This window comes from Megasphaera stantonii (assembly GCF_003367905.1).
Taxonomy (GTDB): domain Bacteria; phylum Bacillota; class Negativicutes; order Veillonellales; family Megasphaeraceae; genus Megasphaera; species Megasphaera stantonii.
The window spans coordinates 789,181-803,566 of record NZ_CP029462.1 but is presented as its reverse complement, the minus strand read 5'-3'; the positions used below and the strand labels follow the sequence as shown (position 1 = coordinate 803,566).

Below are 14,386 nucleotides of genomic sequence, written 5' to 3'. Positions count from 1 at the left end.
CTTGAAATCCAGTAAGAATGCAATTCGCTTGAAACGTCATTGGCGCTTGCGCAAACACATCAACGGTACGGCTGAACGTCCTCGTCTGAATGTTTTCCGCAGCCTTTCCAATATTTATGCTCAGGTCATCGACGATACGAAGGGCGTTACCTTGGTTTCCGCCAGCTCGTTGGATCAGGAAATTAAAGCTCAGAACGTCAGCGGTGGCAATGCTGAAGGCGCAAAATTAGTTGGCGCATTAGTTGCAAAACGTGCTCTTGAAAAAGGTATCACGACGGTCGTATTCGACCGCGGCGGTTATATTTATCATGGCCGTGTTGCCGCTCTTGCTGAAGCCGCTCGTGAAGCTGGCTTGAAATTCTAATCAAGGAGGAAATAACACATGGCAAAAGTTGACCATGCAGGTCTCGAATTACAAGAAAATGTCGTATTCATCAACCGTGTTGCTAAGGTAGTTAAAGGCGGCCGCCGTTTTTCCTTCAGTGCGTTGGTTGTTGTCGGCGACGGCAACGGCAGAGTCGGCGCAGGATTAGGTAAAGCCGGCGAAGTTCCCGAAGCTATCCGCAAAGGTGTTGAAGACGCTAAAAAACATTTGGTAACTGTTTCCTTGAAAAACGGTTCCATTCCCCATCCGATTACAGGTGTTTTCGGCGCTGGCAAAGTATTCCTGAAACCGGCTGCCGAAGGTACTGGAGTTATTGCAGGCGGTCCTGTACGTGCCGTATTGGAATTGGCTGGCGTCCGCAACATCCTTACAAAATCCATCGGTTCTTCCAACCCGAACAACATGGTTCAGGCTACGATCGAAGGCTTGAGCCGTTTGAAGGATGTCAACAAAGTTGCTGAACTCCGTGGCAAAACTGTAGAAGAAATTTACGGTTAATAAGGGAGGATACACAAGATGGCTCAAGTAAAAGTTACGCTCGTAAAGAGTCTCGCAGGCCGTCCTGGCGACCAGCGCGCAACTGTCGTTGCCCTGGGTCTTCACAAGACGAATTCCAGCGTAGTAAAAGAAGTAACCCCGCAGATCAAAGGGATGCTTCATAAAGTAGAACACTTAATCAAAGTAGAAGAAATCTAAGATAGAAGGAGGTGCGCTGAATTGAAACTTCATGAAATGAGTATTGTTCCTGGTTCCAAGAAAAAACGCAATCGCGTAGGCCGCGGTATTGGCTCCGGCAACGGCAAGACGGCCGGCAAAGGCATGAAGGGCCAGCTTTCCCGTAGCGGCGGCGGTAAACGCCCGGGCTTTGAAGGCGGCCAGATGCCTCTGTATCGTTTGCTCCCGAAACGCGGTTTCAAAAATATCTGGGCTAAACAGTATGCAGAAGTTAACGTTTCTGTACTGAATTGCTTTGAAAACGGCACGACGGTAGATCCTGTTGCATTGGTAGAAGCAGGTATTCTTAAAAACGTATGCGACGGTGTTCGTATCCTCGGCAACGGCGAATTGGAAAAATCCCTTACCGTTGTAGCGCAGGGCTTCACGAAATCGGCGCAGCAAAAAATTGAAGCAGCTGGTGGTAAGGTAGAGGTGATCTAAGGTGTTAGAGAACATCCAGAATGTGCTGAACGTTCCGGAGTTCCGGAAACGCGCAGTTTTCACCTTGATCATGTTCATTATTTTCAGACTAGGTGTCCACATCCCTGTTCCGGGAGTAGACGCCTCAGTCATTGAAAATCTTTTCAGCAGCGGCAACTTATTTGGCCTGTTGGATTTATTTTCCGGCGGCGCCTTGAGTAAGTTTTCTATCCTCGCTATGAGTATTACGCCATATATCAACGCGTCCATTATCATGCAGCTCCTCACGTCGGTCGTTCCGACCTTTGAGCAGTGGGCGAAGGACAATCAGGACGGCCGTGAAAAAATCCAGAAGGTCACCCGGTATGGCACGGTAGTCTTAGGTTTCATCCAGGCCTTTGCCATGAGCTATGCGCTGAAAGTAAACAACGCTTTCGTAAACGACAGCTGGGCCATGGTATTTATGGTAGCGGTGATTCTGACGGCCGGCACGTGTTTCCTCATGTGGCTGGGCGATCAGATTACAGCAGGCGGCATCGGCAACGGCATTTCGCTGATCATCTTCGCCGGTATCGTAGCGCGGTTCCCCGATGGCTGCATGACTGTATACAAATATATTCAGGCAGGTTCCATCAACATTTTCCAGGTGCTGTTGTTCGCCTTGATCGCCCTTTTCATGATTGTTGTAGTCATTGAGGTGACGCAGGGACAACGGCGCGTCGTTGTGCAGTATGCGAAACGGATTGTCGGCCGGAAGATGTACGGCGGCCATTCGACGCATATTCCTTTGAAAGTCAATCAGGCTGGCGTTATCCCCATCATCTTCGCCTCGTCCGTGCTGATGTTCCCGATTACGATTGCACAGTTCGTACAGAATGAAACGGTACAGATGATTGCCGGATGGTTTGCATGGGGTACGGTGACCAACACCATTATGTACGCCATTTTGATTATCTTCTTTACTTATTTTTATACCGCTATTTCGCTGAATATTCCGCAGCTTACGGAAAACATGCAGAAGTACGGCGGCTTTATCCCCGGTATTCGTCCGGGCCAGCCGACAGCTTTGTATATCGATAGAATTATGACGCGTATTACCTTGGCAGGTTCGTTCTTCCTCGCCTTCATCGCCATTCTGCCGAACTTCATCGGCTGGATTACGGGCATTGAAGGTGTGTATTTCGGCGGTACGGCGCTGCTGATTGTAGTCGGCGTCGCTATCGATACGATGAAGCAGGCCGAATCGTTGTTGCTCAACAGACAGTATCAGGGCTTTATGAAATGATAAGGGGGTAGTTTACATGTACATTCTTTTAATGGGGCCTCCGGGTGCCGGCAAAGGCACGCAGGCCGAACGATTGATTGAAAAATATGGTATTCCCCAGATTTCAACGGGCGATATGTTCCGAGCAGCTGTTAAAGAACAGACTCCCCTTGGTTTGGAAGCTAAGAAGTATATGGATAACGGTCAGCTCGTACCGGACGCCGTTACTGTCGGTATCGTAAGAGAACGCCTGGCAAAAGACGACTGCAAGAAAGGGTTTATCCTCGACGGATTCCCGCGCACGACGTCCCAGGCCGTATCCCTCGACGCGATTCTCAGCGATTTGGGCATTAAGCTCGACGGAGTCGTCAACATTTCCGTTCCTGATGAAGAACTGATTAAGCGGACGACAGGCCGTCAGATTTGCCGCTCCTGTGGCGCGACATATCATATTTCTTTTAAACCGTCTAAGGTAGAAGGCGTTTGCGATAAATGCGGCGGAGAATTGTATCAGCGCGACGACGATAAGGTCGAAACCGTTGAAAAACGTCTCAGCGTATATGCTGCTCAGACCAAACCGCTTATTGATTACTACAAAAATTCCAACTTGTACATCGAAGTCGACGGCAAGCAGGGGATGGATGCAGTCTTTGATGATATCGTAAAGAGCCTTGAAAAGAGTAAATAATTATGATTATTTTAAAGTCTAAACGGGAAATAGAGTATATTCGCGAAGCTGGTCGCATTACTGCCAACGCATTGCAGCTGATGAAAAAGCTGGCGAAGCCGGGCGTCACGACAGGCGAGCTGGATCAGCGTTGCGAAGAATACATCCGCAGCTGCGGCGCCTTTCCGAGCTGTAAAGGCTATTACGGATATCCGGCGACTATCTGCGCTAGCGTAAACGAAGAAGTCGTTCACGGTATTCCGGGCCGGCGCAAGCTAAAAGATGGAGATATAATCAGTGTTGACTTAGTTGTAAACAAAAATGGCTATCATGGAGACTCGACGGTGACGATTCCTATCGGTCACGTTGACCCGGCCGTTCTTCAGTTGCTTAAAGTGACGGAAGAATGTCTCTATAAAGGCATTGAGCAGGCAGTAGCTGGCAACCACCTGGGCGACATCGGGCATGCCGTTCAATCCTATGCCGAATCATTCGGTTACGGCGTTGTCCGCGATTATGTAGGACACGGCATCGGTACCGACATGCATGAAGAACCGGAAGTGCCGAATTATGGCGTTGCCGGTCACGGAGAACTCCTGGAACCGGGTATGGTTCTGGCCATTGAGCCGATGATCAACATGGGTACGGAAAAGGTCCGGCAGTTGAAAAACGGTTGGACTGTCGTTACCTGTGATAAGAAGCCGGCAGCCCATTTTGAACATACAGTAGCTATTACTGAAAACGGTCCGGAAATCCTGACCTTACCGGAATGATGGAGCGGATAGAGATACCTGTCTGCACAGTCGTTAAAAGCTGTGCGGGCAGAGATAAAGAGGGCCTGTATGTCGTTGTCGGCAAGTTGGATTATCCCTATGTATGGATTGCTGACGGTCGAAAGTACAAATTGGATAAGCCGAAGAAAAAAAATTGCCGGCATCTCCAGATAGTGGGAACGAGCGTATCCAGAGGAAACGCTGGTCCCCTGAGAATCAGCAATGAATGGATACGGTCCGTTTTGAACCGGGCCAAGATGGAATTGACCAGGGAGGGTACACATGTCTAAGGAAGATGTCATTGAAGTAGAAGGCGTCGTCGTAGAAGCACTGCCAAACGCTATGTTTAAAGTTAAGTTGGAAAACGAACACATCGTACTGGCTCACGTTTCCGGAAAAATGCGTATGAATTTTATTCGTATTCTTCCCGGCGACAGAGTTACGATGGAATTGACACCGTATGATCTGAATCGCGGTCGTATTACGTATCGCTTCAAGTAAGATTGTTTACGCAGGAGGTTAACTATGAAGGTAAAACCGTCAGTAAAGAAAATTTGCGAAAAATGCAAAATCATTAAACGCAAAGGCCGCGTTATGGTCATTTGCGAAAATCCGAAACATAAACAGAAACAGGGTTAATCGACAGGAGGTGGATGATTAGATGGCACGTATAGCCGGTGTGGATTTACCACGTGACAAACGAGTTGAAATTGGTTTAACTTATATTTTGGGGATCGGTCTTTCTTCGTCCCAGGAAATCTTGAAAAAAACAGGCGTTAATCCGGACACGCGCGTTCGCGACTTGACGGAAGATGAAGTTCAGAAAATCCGTGAAGTAATCGGTTCTGATTATAAAGTAGAAGGCGACCTTCGCCGTGATACAGCGCTCAACATTAAACGTCTGATTGAAGTTAACTCTTACCGGGGCAAACGTCATCGCGCAGGTCTTCCCGTTCGCGGTCAGCGCACGAAGACAAACGCACGTACGCGTAAAGGTCCGAGAAAAGCAGTAGCAGGTAAGAAGAAATAAGATTTTCTAAGTAAGGAGGGAAACGATTTTGGCTAAGAATAACGCAAGAAGCAATAAGAGAAAAGAAAAGAAACATGTAGAATCGGGTGCAGCACATATTCGTTCTACCTTTAATAATACGATTGTTACTATCAGCGATACGAAGGGCAACGCTTTGTCTTGGGCAAGCGCCGGCGGCCTCGGCTTCCGCGGTTCCCGTAAGAGCACTCCGTTCGCCGCTCAGATGGCTGCTGAACAGGCTGCTAAAGCCGCTATGGAATACGGCCTTCGTCAGGTTGAAGTATATGTAAAAGGTCCTGGCTCCGGTCGTGAAGCCGCTATCCGCGCATTGCAGGCAGCAGGCCTGGAAGTAAATTCCATTAAAGACGTAACTCCTATCCCGCATAATGGCTGCCGTCCGCCGAAACGCAGACGTGTATAAGAGATATTCAACCAAGTTGTTTTGATTCTGGAATGGGAGGATTTTCCTGATGATCGATGATAACAAATTTAAAGTTAAGACCGTTGATAGAAGCGACGACGGCACTTATGGAAAATTCGTATGCGAACCTCTCGACAGAGGGTACGGAATCACGTTGGGCAATAGCTTACGGCGCGTCCTCTTGTCTTCGCTGGACGGCGTAGCAATTACCTCCATTAAGATCGATGGAGTATTGCATGAATTTTCGACGATACCTGGCGTTCGGGAAGACGTTTCGGAAATTATCCTGAACTTAAAACAGCTTAGTCTGAAATTCACTCGCGACGAAGTCGATGAATTGGATATCACGGTTGATATCACTGGTGAATGCGAATTTACTGCAGAAGATTTGAACGTAAGCACAGACATTGAAGTTTTAAACCCGGATCTTCATATTGCAACCCTCGACTCGGATGCGCACATTTATATGCAGTGCCATATCGAACGGGGCAAGGGCTATGTTCCGTCTACAAGAAATAAGAAAGATACGGATATGATCGGCGTAATTCCCATCGATTCGATCTTCTCTCCGATTGTAAAGACGAACTACCAGGTTAACAATATCCGGGTCGGCAACGAAATGGACTACGATTCGTTGACGCTTGAAGTGACGACCAACGGCAGCATCGCTGCTGAAAACGCCGTGGCTAAAGCTGCGTCTATCATGGTCAGCTATTTGGATTACTTCCAAAAGATCGCTTCTGATCCGAAGGCTAATGAAGCAGCCGCTCCCTTTACGACTCCCGACGGCGAAGAACCGGAAGAAGATAACGGACCAGAGCTCAGCCAAGTTAAAATTGACGTATTGGATTTGTCCGTTCGCGCGTCGAACTGCTTGAAACGGGCTAATATCTACACGTTAGGCGATTTGGTTGAACGGACGGAAGATGACTTGTCTAAGATTCGCAACTTGGGCAAAAAGTCTGTAGATGAAATTATTGAAAAACTGAAAGATTATGGATTTGATTTGAAATCCAACGAAGAATAATTCGAGGAGGATGAACGATGGCTTATAGAAAGTTGGGACGTGACAGCTCTGCACGTAAAGCATTACTGCGCAGCATTGTTACCTCTTTATTCCAGCATGAACGCATCGAAACGACGGAAGCAAAGGCAAAAGAACTCCGCAAAGTAGCAGAAAAAATGCTTACCTTGGCTAAACGCGGCGACTTGCACGCTCGCCGTCAGGTATTGGCTTACGTAAGAGATGAAAGCGTAGTTAAGAAAATGTTTGATGAAATTGCGCCGAAATACAAAGACCGCCAGGGCGGTTATACACGTATTATCAAAACTGGCGTTCGTCAGGGCGATGCTGCTCCGATGGTAATCATCGAATTAGTTTAATAGCTTGCGAGACCGCTGTGGCACAGTGCCGCAGCGGTTTTTTTACAAGGAGATGCACTATGGCATATCGAATGATGTTAGCTGTAAATTTTACACCGGAACGAATTGATCTTCTGAAGCTTCTGGGCTTGCTGACGAAATCTCAGATAAAAGTCGTAGCAGAAGAAGAAAAGACAGAAACAGTCGGCGCATTATTGGGACTGAGCGATGAAGAAATCGCTGAAATTGCTGCCGACAAGGCAGAAACAAGCGAGACAAATGTCCATGAGGCAGTTGAAGAAGATGATTCATTAGCTCCTGTGACAAAAGAAGCGCTTATTCTTTGCGGCTTTGACAATAAAGCAGTCAATTTGCTGCTAGATGGAATCCGCCGCGGCCGGTTGAAAAACGTACCGTTAAAAGCAATGGTAACGCCTAATAATATTTCCTGGACTATCCATACCATTCTGCAGGAATTGGATAAAGAACACGCTTATTTCCATAAAAAACGATGAGAGATACGACATTATGCTTTCCAGTTGATGCAGCAGGCCGTATTCTGCTGGGCCGGAAAAAACGCGGTTTTGGCGTTTCAAAATGGAATGGCTTCGGCGGGAAATTGGAAAAGGGCGAGACTTTTCGCCAATGTGCTGTTCGGGAGCTATGGGAAGAAACAGGCCTTCAGGCGAAGGGTGAGGATCTGGAACTCGTCGGCCTGCTGGATTTCCGCTTTCTTGCTGCTCCGGAGCTGAATCATTTGGGCTACGTGTATTTCGTCCGCTCGTACGAAGGAATTATTACGGAGACGGAAGAAATGGAGCCGAAATGGTTTTCTGCAGAATCGCTGCCGTATGAGCAGATGTGGAAAGGCGATAAAACGTGGATTCCCCTGCTCTTAACAGGAAAACGAATAAAGGGAACGGTTACCTTTGCTGAAGATAATGATACTGTATATTCCATAGATATTCATAATGTAGACAGCTTATCCGATTAATGCGCAAGGCGCTGCTGAGATTTTTCAGCAGCGCTTTTGGCATATATATTGAGATTTGCAGGCTGGAGATTTATAATAGAATCACAATGAAAAGGAGGCGCAGCGCATGAATACGTTAATTGCCGTTTGTATAGCTCCCTGCGGCACGGGAGATTCCTATTCGCCCTATGTTGCCCAGGTTGTAAAAATTATCCGGGAATCAGGACTTACCAGCCGGACTAATTCGATGTTTACGGAAATTGAAGGAGAATGGGATGATGTCATGGCTGTTGTTAAGAAAGCGACATTTTACCTGGCTGAACAAGGACTGAGGACGGAAGTAGTGTTGAAGGCAGATATACGGCCTGGCCATACCCATATGATGGAGCATAAGCCCCAGGCTGTAGAACGCATATTAAGCGAGGAACAGCTATAATTGTGAAAACTTCATAAGTGGCATATTAAAATAGGACGACAGCTTTTGTCGTCCTATTTTGGTATGATAAGAGCAGGTAAAGGAGGGTTGGAACCATGACATATTTCGAGACAAAACGGCTGCAAGAATTGAAGAAAGAAAAAGCATTTGAGGAAAAAATTGCTGCATTTGTAATATTGCCGAATAATTTGAAAATTTGCTTTGTAATGTAGAGTAATTTATTGAGTTGCTGGATGAAGATGATATGAAATACATTATGAATTCAATAGATAATGAGGATTGCAAGGAACTGAATCATATTGCAAAATATTTTTTTGATGAAGAAAATCATTTGTAATGAATGGCATGAAATTAGAGTTATGATGAAGCATAGGAACATTGAAACAGATATGTAATTGAATTGAGTCCGCACAAAGCAGTAGCATTAGCTCTGCAAAGTAATTTTGTGTATGCGAAAAAAAGTAGTTACTGCTGCATGCAGCAAGGCTTCTTATTGTCCAATAAAATAATTATTTATTGGTACTATCTGTATTCTTAGTTGGGATACGATGACTGTTATAACTAGGTAATTTTATGATTCTGCAGTGAGGTGGCCTGTTAGATAGTTGCGGAAAACAGATGTACTATTTTATTTAGCTGCTTAAAATGAAAGATAGATGCTATAACTTGTTTTTTGAATCTGTACTGCTGATATAAAGGATATTTTTCTGAAAATATAGTTATGCAGATCATAGTGCTGCCTTTTTCCTTGCCGGACAGGGTCACATAGAAAAGAGTGCAGCAGTAGAAAGTCAAAAAAATTTTATTATATTAATTTATTGGTAAGGTATAGTATAGTTGCTTAAAATAAAGGAGAGTCGTTTCGAAAAATAAATAATAAGTTAGCAAAAATTTTTCTTTTTTGTAATTAAAAATGGGTAATTTTGATAAGATACTTAATCAGGCATTTTTAAAATCTGCAGGAGATAGCTCTGTAAGTGTTATGAAAGCTGGAATATTACATCCTTTGTCAGCATTGTATGAATAATGCGTACCCGTTTTTTCACAATACTCCAATCATAATGAGCAGTAAATTCCATGCTGATGATGAAATTGTCTGTTTCCCAGGAAGGGAGATCAGCAAACAGTTTACAGAAGCCGTCTGCAGCAGTGGAACATGGAATCATTGGGCCGGCAGAATCTGCAACTGCCGCTGCATAGGTGCGTTTGGCAATGTCAATACCAACATAACACGTAGAGACGTTTTCTTTCAGGTTAGATGCGTGGCGCCTGACGACGATTATCCTTACAGATTGGATTGAAATAAGAAGTATGCTCCGCCTCATTCAGCTAATAACCGCTTCAGACAAGCGCAGCGGCGATGCACTTCAGCTAAGTGGTCGGAGCTGCAGAAAAATTGAACTGCAAATCTTGAAGAAAGGAAAATGATGATTTTGCTTCTGTAATTATCATACAAGATAAAAAATGGGATTATTTGACAATAATTTTAAAGATACACCCTTTTCTCCTATTATTTCAGAACGACCTAAATATCCTGAAACTTATACTTTTGAAGAATCATGTCGCATTTTGAAAAAAATTGCTCCTAATAGTCAAATTGCTAAAGCAGCAGAAAAACTGGCAAATACAGAAAAATCTATTCAAAATGTAGAGAAAGCACTGTCTCCAGCAGAAAGACTTGCAGACTATATATTAAGTTATCCTCTTGAAGAGGCTCTGCGCATATTAAAAGAAGGGGATCATATAAAAGCTAATCGAACGGTTTATAGTCATCACGCTATTTACATAGGCAATGGTCAAGTCATCGAATATAATGATTATAGAATTAAAATCAGCTTGCTGGAAGATTTTTCTGACGGAGACAATATTTTAAAAGTAAATGATAAGACGAAATATTCCAGGAAAAAAATTGTTCAAAGAGCTTATAGCCGATTGGGAGAGGAAAAGTATAATATTATATGGAATAACTGTGAGAATTTTGCTGAATGGTGCAGAAATGGAGAGTGATATACTGATGCAGTTGGATAAATAAGTGTGTCGCAGAGTCGTTTATACCAGCAAGAAAGGAAAATACCAGCAAGAAAGGAAAACTCGTAGTTAGGAGAAAGATTTGCTTGCTGCATTGCTGTAAAAGGACAAAAAAATAAAGCATAGATAAAAAACATTCAGAAAGGAATAACATTTTTTGGCAGTATTTTACTGCCTGTTAATCAAATGGCACATTTATGCCCTTTTCTATTATTGTATTTTTGCCTGTGCAGAGGAGAAAAAGCAATCATGAAGGCCTGTTGTTTTTTAGAATAGATTTGCTGCTTTGATATATTATAGTTTTATCAGACGAAGCAAAAGACAGGATTGCAGACTTACTTATTGCTGCAGCGTGATGAAAGAGCCGGGTGACTTTTATAGGAACTGCACAAAAAGATAAAAAATAGACGATATGAAAAATGTGAGCGTACAATACATACTTTAAAAAATTGGTTTAGAGCAGCACATGAGAAACATGGTCTTCTTTTCAGCCGTTTACAAGTCAAGCGGCGTATTCTGCTGATTACTGCAATGACATAGAATTTTCAATAATCAAAATGACAGGAAAGCGGTTATCTTAATTATTTAATAAAAAAGAAGCACTTGGAATTTTCCAAGTGCTTCTTTTTCTGATATTTTGGCGGAGTGAGAGAGATTCGAACTCTCGCAGGCCTTGCGACCTCTAACGATTTAGCAAACCGTCCTCTTCAGCCTCTTGAGTATCACTCCACAACATCGGCTGACTTGTATAGTATACTATGAATAGTAACTGATGTCAAGAAATTTTACTCATTTAATAGCTGAATATTTTTTCCCTGGCTGCGCAGCCACATGTTGATGCCGTCGCCAAATACTTCTGCTGAAATCGTGTACGCCTTGCCATCTTTCTTTTCAATGATTGCTGTAGGCAAGCGGTCCAGAATGGCTTCGACATCCGGGCCGGTGTAGATAAACCGAATGCGCTTCAGGCGGCCTCCGTACATGAATTGAACTCGCTTGCGGAATTCTCCTTCCTGGAAACGGTCCGCATATAGGACGCGAAATGTTTCTGGCAGAACCGTCAGGCTGGCAATGCGGTCAACGCGGTATATTGTCGGAAATGAGTCGTTAATAACATCGAAATGCTGCTGCAGGTCCTTGTCATCAATGAAGGCTGTCAAATAAAAATAATATTCTGAAAACATAATGGCCGCAGGCTGAAGCTTTCGTGTGACGAACTTTTTATCCTTTGAGCGCTTGTACGTAATTTCAATGCACTGATGATTTTTGATGGCTTGGCCAATAGTCCATAATTTATCGATGAAGACCGTTTTATGATGGGGCTCAATGTAATGAAAGGCTTCGTTCTTTATAAGTTCCCGTATAATATCCTGATTTTCAGCGGCAACGCAGTTAGTCACTAATTTATCGAGCATAGCCGTCATTTCCGGCTTTGTAAATGCGCGGCTGTCCAGGAGAATCTTGCAGATTGCCAGGATTTCGCTGTTTGAAAATGTAACCGCTTCGATATTTTTCAATACATACCCTTTTTGACGGCGGTCATATACTACTGTATATGCTAAGGGCTCCAACTCTTCGTCTTGCCGGTACTGAAGAAATTCCTGAATGTCCTTGATGTCGCGCTGAATGCTGCGGATGGTTACATTGTGGCATGCGGCTTCTTCCGCTGCATGGATACAGCGGCCGTCGCGCAATTTCGTATACAGGCTGAGGATGCGGCTGATCTTGTCTGGCGATTCTCTATCTAACTTTGATGTACTCATGGCTAATACCTCACATAAAAAAAGACAGCACTATATTAAAATCATTATAATTGATTCTGATGTAAATGCCAACTTTCTATATATCGTCAGAAGTACTGCTTTCTTTTAAATAGTGGAGGATTCGTTGCTGCGATGAATAGGAAACGCCATGCTTGGGAAATGATAAGTAATAGCTTTCATCTGTCCGGTCAAATAAAAGAGACATATTTGCATGCTGCTCTTCCAGACAATTGCGGATGGTTTGGATATCCCGCTCAACAGTCCGTTCTGTAACCTGATGTTCAAAGGCAAAATTAGTCTTGCGAATCCGTTCTCCCTTCAGGAGGCGGTAAAATAACAATAATACACGATGGGCTTTTTCCATACACTCACATCTTTCTTTCCATAATATGTTTTACAAAGATAGTAGCATATAGGTACGACGATATTTGTCGTGTTAAAAAATTTTTCCTCATTTTGCAGTAATTTTTGGAATAGCAGCAAATGACGACAGTATCTGTCGCTGCTGTATGGTATGCTATGGCTATGAAAAAACGCAGGCACTGCGCCGTGAGGAGGAACAAGTATGAACTTTTTTGAAGATGAACTCATGAAAGAAGCCATATCAGAGGTCTTGCGGCAGCAAAAAGCCTCGACGACTATGCTGCAGCGGCGCTTTCATATCGGTTATAATCGGGCGCACCGGCTCATTCAGCATATGGAAACGATGGGAATTATCAGCGGAAAAAATGGGTATGAAGCAAGGAAGATTATTATGGATGAGGGGGATGTAATATTTAAGTATTTAAGATGATTTTTGGTTTTAAAATAGTTACTTGAATTATAGTAATAATACATTTATAATAAAAACCATGAAGGAATAATTTTAGTTTATGATTGGATTTAATTGTAATAATTTAGTTATTGTTTAATACATATATATTCATTAGGTAATATTTATATGGGGGTGGAGAAACCTGTATCTGTTTCATTAAAATTATAATGATGAACGTGCAGGAAACGCGTGCCTCAATACAATTAGTCGGGCAGCGTAAGCTGCCTTTTTTGTGTATTCAGCAAGATTTAAGAAAATTATATGAGGATATATCATGATCATAAAAAAAGAATATTATTCTGTTGAAGAACTTTTAGCAGATGTAGGATGGAATGGATTAATAGATAGCGCTAAAAAGGGGGAATTCGGCAAGTGGTTGGAAGAACACGGATTTGAATATGAAAATCATCTTTTAAAACAATATTTTCAACGAGAAAACTTTACAGATATTGATTTAATCATACAAATTTGTGATCTTTTTGATATAAAAAAAAATACATTAACTTTAGATGCTATTAAGGAAATTTCTCAAGCGCTTGCTAACGAACGAAGAAAATTTGATTATATAAGCATTCTAGGGATTAAAGAGTATGAAGTTGTTGAAAACCAAGCTGAGCTCATAAAAATAACTAAAACACCTAATAATATATACTTATGTAATGAAGATTTTAAACTGCCCCTGGGCTGGAACCATCGAAATTATATAGGAACTGGTGCAGCAGTTGTGACGCTGCCTAATAGAGAAAATATTAATTTTGCCGATTATGATATATCGTTGAAAAATATTATGATATATCGACTTCATAACATATGTATAGCAGCAGATAATTTGGAAAATGTGAATATTTTACCATACGAAGAAAATGAAGAAAAAAATTTATATTTATTTTACAATTTATCTTTAGGGAGAAATTCTTTTGAGACACAAAGAGATTTTTGCAGACGTGTAAAAGATCTATTGCCAGTGAAAGTCGGCACAGTATTTCTTTACGAAGATAATTATCATATCGAGGAGCAAAAGTTTTACATACAGATAAATTGGGATATGCCATTTATAGATTATGCTGCAAAAGTAGGGCTAGATCGCAGCATGTGGTTCATGGCTGATGTCAAAATGGCTGAAGATGTGTATTTGACGCAAAGAAAATTTGCTGTATATGCCGTATTTAATACTGATGGCAATAAAATTTTTATTTCAAAATTACATATTCATTTTAGTAAATATGGTTTCATTGAGGTTTTGCTTAGTGATCTGCCGAAGGCAGAGAAAATACATAGCGGTTCTGGCTTTGGAGGGTATGGGCTGGAATTAATTGATGCACGTTAAGGAACA

At 42.8% G+C, this 14,386-nt stretch carries 21 protein-coding genes and 1 tRNA gene; 19 read left to right on the top strand and 3 right to left on the bottom strand.

Going from position 1 to position 14,386, the window contains the following annotated elements:
• Window position 1 precedes the first annotated feature (1 nt).
• The 17 genes from rplR to DKB62_RS03750 all read left to right on the top strand — a co-directional run bounded on the left by rplR (window position 2) and on the right by DKB62_RS03750 (window position 10,455).
• On the top strand, window positions 2-364 hold the full coding sequence (rplR, locus tag DKB62_RS03840) for a 50S ribosomal protein L18 (RefSeq protein ID WP_087478747.1): 363 nt from the start codon (window positions 2-4) through the stop codon (window positions 362-364).
• Between the two features lie 18 nt (window positions 365-382).
• Window positions 383-883 (top strand): 30S ribosomal protein S5, encoded by a 501-nt coding sequence (gene rpsE, locus DKB62_RS03835; RefSeq protein ID WP_087478746.1) that lies wholly within the window; start codon window positions 383-385, stop codon window positions 881-883.
• Between the two features lie 18 nt (window positions 884-901).
• Window positions 902-1,081 carry a 50S ribosomal protein L30 gene (gene rpmD / locus DKB62_RS03830; RefSeq protein WP_087478745.1) on the top strand — a complete coding sequence of 60 codons (180 nt, stop codon included), beginning with the start codon at window positions 902-904 and terminating at the stop codon, window positions 1,079-1,081.
• A 21-nt stretch (window positions 1,082-1,102) separates the two neighbouring features.
• Entirely contained in the window at window positions 1,103-1,543 is a 441-nt protein-coding gene (rplO, locus tag DKB62_RS03825) for a 50S ribosomal protein L15 (protein ID WP_087478744.1), read from the top strand.
• A gap of 1 nt (window position 1,544) precedes the next feature.
• On the top strand, window positions 1,545-2,807 hold the full coding sequence (secY, locus tag DKB62_RS03820; RefSeq protein WP_087478743.1) for a preprotein translocase subunit SecY: 1,263 nt from the start codon (window positions 1,545-1,547) through the stop codon (window positions 2,805-2,807).
• Window positions 2,808-2,823: 16 nt separating this feature from the next.
• Window positions 2,824-3,474 (top strand): adenylate kinase, encoded by a 651-nt coding sequence (locus DKB62_RS03815; protein ID WP_087478742.1) that lies wholly within the window; start codon window positions 2,824-2,826, stop codon window positions 3,472-3,474.
• Window positions 3,475-3,476: 2 nt separating this feature from the next.
• Window positions 3,477-4,226 carry a type I methionyl aminopeptidase gene (map, locus tag DKB62_RS03810; protein ID WP_087478741.1) on the top strand — a complete coding sequence of 250 codons (750 nt, stop codon included), beginning with the start codon at window positions 3,477-3,479 and terminating at the stop codon, window positions 4,224-4,226.
• A 282-nt stretch (window positions 4,227-4,508) separates the two neighbouring features.
• The gene (gene infA / locus DKB62_RS03800; RefSeq protein WP_007391714.1) at window positions 4,509-4,727 is read left to right on the top strand and encodes a translation initiation factor IF-1; all 219 of its coding nucleotides are present in this window, start codon (window positions 4,509-4,511) and stop codon (window positions 4,725-4,727) included.
• Window positions 4,728-4,751: 24 nt separating this feature from the next.
• The gene (rpmJ, locus tag DKB62_RS03795) at window positions 4,752-4,865 is read left to right on the top strand and encodes a 50S ribosomal protein L36 (protein WP_007391661.1); all 114 of its coding nucleotides are present in this window, start codon (window positions 4,752-4,754) and stop codon (window positions 4,863-4,865) included.
• Window positions 4,866-4,887: 22 nt separating this feature from the next.
• Complete coding sequence (gene rpsM, locus DKB62_RS03790; RefSeq protein WP_087478740.1) at window positions 4,888-5,256, top strand: 30S ribosomal protein S13; 369 nt, start codon at window positions 4,888-4,890, stop codon at window positions 5,254-5,256.
• Between the two features lie 28 nt (window positions 5,257-5,284).
• The gene (gene rpsK, locus DKB62_RS03785) at window positions 5,285-5,677 is read left to right on the top strand and encodes a 30S ribosomal protein S11 (protein WP_087478739.1); all 393 of its coding nucleotides are present in this window, start codon (window positions 5,285-5,287) and stop codon (window positions 5,675-5,677) included.
• 49 nt (window positions 5,678-5,726) lie between these two features.
• Entirely contained in the window at window positions 5,727-6,704 is a 978-nt protein-coding gene (locus DKB62_RS03780) for a DNA-directed RNA polymerase subunit alpha (RefSeq protein WP_095629603.1), read from the top strand.
• Window positions 6,705-6,721: 17 nt separating this feature from the next.
• Window positions 6,722-7,060, top strand: coding sequence for a 50S ribosomal protein L17 (gene rplQ / locus DKB62_RS03775; protein ID WP_087478737.1), 339 nt, complete (start codon window positions 6,722-6,724; stop codon window positions 7,058-7,060).
• 59 nt (window positions 7,061-7,119) lie between these two features.
• Window positions 7,120-7,554: a DUF3783 domain-containing protein gene (locus DKB62_RS03770; protein ID WP_232818761.1), complete on the top strand. Its 435-nt coding sequence runs from the start codon at window positions 7,120-7,122 to the stop codon at window positions 7,552-7,554.
• Window positions 7,551-8,033 (top strand): 8-oxo-dGTP diphosphatase, encoded by a 483-nt coding sequence (locus DKB62_RS03765; protein ID WP_107195750.1) that lies wholly within the window; start codon window positions 7,551-7,553, stop codon window positions 8,031-8,033. The genes DKB62_RS03770 and DKB62_RS03765 overlap by 4 nt, the downstream gene beginning before the upstream one ends.
• Before the next feature lie 106 nt (window positions 8,034-8,139).
• On the top strand, window positions 8,140-8,448 hold the full coding sequence (locus DKB62_RS03760; RefSeq protein ID WP_107195749.1) for an MTH1187 family thiamine-binding protein: 309 nt from the start codon (window positions 8,140-8,142) through the stop codon (window positions 8,446-8,448).
• A 1,464-nt stretch (window positions 8,449-9,912) separates the two neighbouring features.
• The gene (locus DKB62_RS03750) at window positions 9,913-10,455 is read left to right on the top strand and encodes a lecithin retinol acyltransferase family protein (protein ID WP_107195747.1); all 543 of its coding nucleotides are present in this window, start codon (window positions 9,913-9,915) and stop codon (window positions 10,453-10,455) included.
• A 659-nt stretch (window positions 10,456-11,114) separates the two neighbouring features.
• Here DKB62_RS03750 and DKB62_RS03745 read toward each other — a convergent pair.
• The 3 genes from DKB62_RS03745 to DKB62_RS12525 form a co-directional block, all read right to left on the bottom strand.
• Window positions 11,115-11,205: transfer RNA gene (locus DKB62_RS03745), tRNA-Ser, on the bottom strand.
• A gap of 56 nt (window positions 11,206-11,261) precedes the next feature.
• Window positions 11,262-12,239 (bottom strand): helix-turn-helix transcriptional regulator, encoded by a 978-nt coding sequence (locus DKB62_RS03740; protein ID WP_107195746.1) that lies wholly within the window; start codon window positions 12,237-12,239, stop codon window positions 11,262-11,264.
• Between the two features lie 76 nt (window positions 12,240-12,315).
• Window positions 12,316-12,603 carry a hypothetical protein gene (locus tag DKB62_RS12525; RefSeq protein WP_157949670.1) on the bottom strand — a complete coding sequence of 96 codons (288 nt, stop codon included), beginning with the start codon at window positions 12,601-12,603 and terminating at the stop codon, window positions 12,316-12,318.
• 201 nt (window positions 12,604-12,804) lie between these two features.
• Here DKB62_RS12525 and DKB62_RS03735 point away from each other — a divergent pair, with 201 nt between their 5' ends.
• On the top strand, window positions 12,805-13,032 hold the full coding sequence (locus tag DKB62_RS03735; protein ID WP_107195745.1) for a DNA translocase FtsK: 228 nt from the start codon (window positions 12,805-12,807) through the stop codon (window positions 13,030-13,032).
• A gap of 295 nt (window positions 13,033-13,327) precedes the next feature.
• Window positions 13,328-14,380 carry a hypothetical protein gene (locus DKB62_RS03730; RefSeq protein ID WP_107195744.1) on the top strand — a complete coding sequence of 351 codons (1,053 nt, stop codon included), beginning with the start codon at window positions 13,328-13,330 and terminating at the stop codon, window positions 14,378-14,380.
• The last annotated feature ends 6 nt before the right edge of the window (window positions 14,381-14,386 follow it).

Bases quoted from the DNA above. Each gene is read 5' to 3' on its own strand.
- rpsE (WP_087478746.1), top strand. From the start codon at position 383: ATGGCAAAAGTTGACCATGCAGGTCTCGAATTACAAGAAAATGTCGTA.
- rpmD (WP_087478745.1), top strand. From the start codon at position 902: ATGGCTCAAGTAAAAGTTACGCTCGTAAAGAGTCTCGCAGGCCGTCCT.
- DKB62_RS03815 (WP_087478742.1), top strand. From the start codon at position 2,824: ATGTACATTCTTTTAATGGGGCCTCCGGGTGCCGGCAAAGGCACGCAG.
- map (WP_087478741.1), top strand. From the start codon at position 3,477: ATGATTATTTTAAAGTCTAAACGGGAAATAGAGTATATTCGCGAAGCT.
- infA (WP_007391714.1), top strand. From the start codon at position 4,509: ATGTCTAAGGAAGATGTCATTGAAGTAGAAGGCGTCGTCGTAGAAGCA.
- rpmJ (WP_007391661.1), top strand. From the start codon at position 4,752: ATGAAGGTAAAACCGTCAGTAAAGAAAATTTGCGAAAAATGCAAAATC.
- rpsM (WP_087478740.1), top strand. From the start codon at position 4,888: ATGGCACGTATAGCCGGTGTGGATTTACCACGTGACAAACGAGTTGAA.
- DKB62_RS03780 (WP_095629603.1), top strand. From the start codon at position 5,727: ATGATCGATGATAACAAATTTAAAGTTAAGACCGTTGATAGAAGCGAC.
- rplQ (WP_087478737.1), top strand. From the start codon at position 6,722: ATGGCTTATAGAAAGTTGGGACGTGACAGCTCTGCACGTAAAGCATTA.
- DKB62_RS03770 (WP_232818761.1), top strand. From the start codon at position 7,120: ATGGCATATCGAATGATGTTAGCTGTAAATTTTACACCGGAACGAATT.
- DKB62_RS03765 (WP_107195750.1), top strand. From the start codon at position 7,551: ATGAGAGATACGACATTATGCTTTCCAGTTGATGCAGCAGGCCGTATT.
- DKB62_RS03760 (WP_107195749.1), top strand. From the start codon at position 8,140: ATGAATACGTTAATTGCCGTTTGTATAGCTCCCTGCGGCACGGGAGAT.
- DKB62_RS03750 (WP_107195747.1), top strand. From the start codon at position 9,913: ATGGGATTATTTGACAATAATTTTAAAGATACACCCTTTTCTCCTATT.
- DKB62_RS03740 (WP_107195746.1), bottom strand. From the start codon at position 12,239: ATGAGTACATCAAAGTTAGATAGAGAATCGCCAGACAAGATCAGCCGC.
- DKB62_RS12525 (WP_157949670.1), bottom strand. From the start codon at position 12,603: ATGGAAAAAGCCCATCGTGTATTATTGTTATTTTACCGCCTCCTGAAG.
- DKB62_RS03735 (WP_107195745.1), top strand. From the start codon at position 12,805: ATGAACTTTTTTGAAGATGAACTCATGAAAGAAGCCATATCAGAGGTC.
- DKB62_RS03730 (WP_107195744.1), top strand. From the start codon at position 13,328: ATGATCATAAAAAAAGAATATTATTCTGTTGAAGAACTTTTAGCAGAT.